This is a genomic window from Atribacterota bacterium (genome assembly GCA_028703475.1).
GTDB lineage: Bacteria > Atribacterota > Phoenicimicrobiia > Phoenicimicrobiales > Stramentimicrobiaceae > JAQVMU01.
The window spans coordinates 1-3,100 of record JAQVMU010000120.1; the positions used below are offsets into that span (position 1 = coordinate 1).

The window sequence follows — 3,100 nt, forward strand, 5'->3', positions numbered from 1 at the left end:
GTCTGTGTCCCCGGACATTACTACTACCTATGCGCTTACCGCTACCAACAATCATGGATCTACAACCTCTATAATAAATATTACTGTAAATCAAACAGTTATTGTAGAACAAACAGTTACCATACAGCCGGGACCAGCGGAGGGAAAAGATGCAGATGTTTCCAGTGCTTCTGTAAATAATAATTTTGCCCATTATCCAGATTTATATATTGGGAATAATCCCGATCCTTCTATAGTAAGGGCTTATTTGCAGTTTGACCTGGGTGCAATTCCAGCAGGAGCGAATATTGTAAGTGCGGAACTAAAATTGTATCATTACAGTACGGTCGGCTCGACTGATTTTACTATTGGAATGCATAGAGTAACAGGCAACTGGCAGGAGAATACAATTTCATGGAACAACCAGCCTACTTATCAACCTATTGCCGGAAGCACAAAATTAATAAATACTGATAAAACTGGTTGGATATCCTGGGATATCACTGCTTTATTACAGGGCTGGCTGGATGGCAGCATGATTAATTATGGTGTAGTGCTAAGAAAAGCAGATGAACTTTTAGGTGGGACTTACATTCGTTGCCGCTCTTCTGATTATACGGTTGATCCCACACAGTGTCCCAAATTAGAGGTTATCTATTATCTTCCTTGAAATATATTGAAATTATTTGCTATAAAGGTGTATATTTAAAGTACCCACATATGCCTTTTTAAAATAGTATAGTATTATTATGAATAATTAAAAAGGAGGTTAATAAATGGATAGACAAGCTTTTATCGATAAGATGGCTGCCAAACTTAAACAATGGGATGCAGAGATTGAAAAGTTAGAAGCAAAAGCAGAGGAGAAAGAAGCTGATGCCAGGATGGAATATGATAAGAAAATCGAAAAATTACAAAATAAAAAAGAAGAAGCTCAAAAAAAATTGGATGAAGTCAAGAATGCTAGTGAAGAAGCCTGGGGCGAACTAAAGGCAGGAGCTGAAAAAGCATTGGGTAATCTAAAGAATTCTTTTGATGATGCTATTAATAAATTTAAATAATCAATTTAAAAAAAGAATTATTTACTTTTATTATTGATTAAGAAGATATATAGGATGTTTCTCTGTTTGTATCCTTAAGAAATTCAAATAGGCTATTCACTGGCATAAGAAGAAGAGATATTATAAAAAAAGAGCGGCGAATTATGAAAATCGCCGCTCTTTTTTGTTATCTATTTATTTTTCCGGTTCTGTGGGAAGTGGACCAAAACCAACCTCCTGCAGCCACCATATAAATATAATCATGCAAGTCAATATATTAGATAATTTTATTTTGGTAGTTTGAAAAAGATTGCAACAGCAGATACAATGTTATTATGTTTATAAAATATTAGAAGTAGTAATATATTTAGATAAACTAATTTAGAATCATAATGGAGTTTCTTATTTTCCCATGACAGACAGAATTGATAAAGATAAGGATGGTATAGATTTTAATTGGTCCATTCTATTGATTATATCTTTATCCTCTATAATATTGGGAATTTATCGTGATGGTATTGCTGCAATTTTCCCCTTTCTACAAAAAGATTTTAGCCTGACAAGAGCCCAGATAGGGCTATACATGACATCTCTTTATTTTATTTCATCAATTGTCAGTCTTTTTAGTGGATATTTAGTTGACATTAAAGGTACAAAATGGAGTATTGCCTATGGGATTTTATTCATAGGAATTTTACTTATGCTGCATTCAATTGCTCCAAACTATATCTCATTATTACTTTTAGCTGCATTGGGTGGTTTTGGATTGAGCATAAATTCTCCTGCTGCAAATAGAGGTATAAAAGAATATTTTTCTGCAAGATGGCGCAGTACAGCTACCGGGATTTGGAGTAGCTCCTTCCCTGTTGGAGGATTATTAGCAGCAAGTTTCCTGCCTGTTTTAGGAGTAATGTTTGGATGGAGAAAAGCACTGCTTTTTCCTTCTGTAATGGCAATTTTATGTTCCCTTGTAATTTTAAAATTTTATGATAAAAATGGCAAAAGTGATAATGCAACAAAGATAAACAAAATTTCTTTTGGGACAAACTTTAACCGGTTATTTAAGAATGTAGATTTATTAGCCTTATCAGTTTATGGATTTTTTTTGGGATGTGTTGAAAGTTCAATAATTTCTCATTTTACCCTTTTTCTATTTTTAGACGGAGGACTAAGTGAAAAAATATCCGGTATGGGGTTTGCAATGGTTCAATTAGGGAGTATTTTGGGCAGGCCAATATGGGGTTTGTTTTGTGACAGGTTTCTTAGTTCTAATAGAAGAAAAGGCTTTTTATTTATCGGAATTCTATTTATTATAATTGCATTATTTTTTAGCATTTCCATAAAGATTTTAAACCTGTATATAATCTTTGTATTTGCCTTTTTAGCAGGTTTTATCGGACAAGGATGGAATGGTTTGTTTTTTTCTTCCATAACTGATGTAGTAAATGAAAATCAAACTGGCAGTGCGATCGGATTATCAATGTTATTTCTCAGGGCAGGAATGTTAATCACTCCTCCCATATTTGGTTTAATTGCTGATATTAGAAATTCTTATGATTTAAGCTGGCTACTTTTAGGTTTAATTATGCTAATAGCTTCAGTCGGACAATATTTGTTTTTTAAAAGAAGAAAATAGGGTGATATTATAGTATTTAAAAATGATTTTAGTGATGTTTTGCAATTAGAAAGGAGTACTTATGAAATTTTGTTGGGTAACCATTCATGTAAAGGATATGGAAAAATCGCTGCATTTTTACCAGGAGATTGTTGGCCTTGAAATAAACAAAAGGTTTAAACCTGATAATAACGGGGAAATAGTATTTTTGGGTGGAGGGGAAACAAAAGTAGAACTAATCTATGATGCTCAGAAAAATAGCATTACAATAGGTGAGGATATTTCATTGGGTTTTGAAGTGGATTCCCTGAAGAAGATCAAAGAAGTTCTTAAAAGAAACAATATTTCTATTCATTCAGGACCATTTCAGCCGAATCCTTCCATTAAATTTCTATTTGTGCTTGACCCAAATGGAGTAAAAATACAGTTTGTGGAAAATATGAAATAATCAGTATAATTATTTGAT

4 protein-coding genes are annotated in these 3,100 nt (G+C 32.9%); all 4 read left to right on the forward strand.

Features of this window, described 5'->3' with window-relative positions:
- Positions 1–649, forward strand: a 649-nt coding sequence (locus PHQ99_08345) for a DNRLRE domain-containing protein (GenBank protein MDD4289580.1), incomplete at its 5' end; no start/stop codon positions are given.
- A 106-nt stretch (positions 650–755) separates the two neighbouring features.
- Positions 756–1,040 (forward strand): coiled coil domain-containing protein, encoded by a 285-nt coding sequence (locus tag PHQ99_08350; protein ID MDD4289581.1) that lies wholly within the window; start codon positions 756–758, stop codon positions 1,038–1,040.
- Positions 1,041–1,431: 391 nt separating this feature from the next.
- Positions 1,432–2,655 (forward strand): MFS transporter, encoded by a 1,224-nt coding sequence (locus PHQ99_08355; protein MDD4289582.1) that lies wholly within the window; start codon positions 1,432–1,434, stop codon positions 2,653–2,655.
- Positions 2,656–2,716: 61 nt separating this feature from the next.
- Positions 2,717–3,082: a VOC family protein gene (locus PHQ99_08360; GenBank protein MDD4289583.1), complete on the forward strand. Its 366-nt coding sequence runs from the start codon at positions 2,717–2,719 to the stop codon at positions 3,080–3,082.
- The last annotated feature ends 18 nt before the right edge of the window (positions 3,083–3,100 follow it).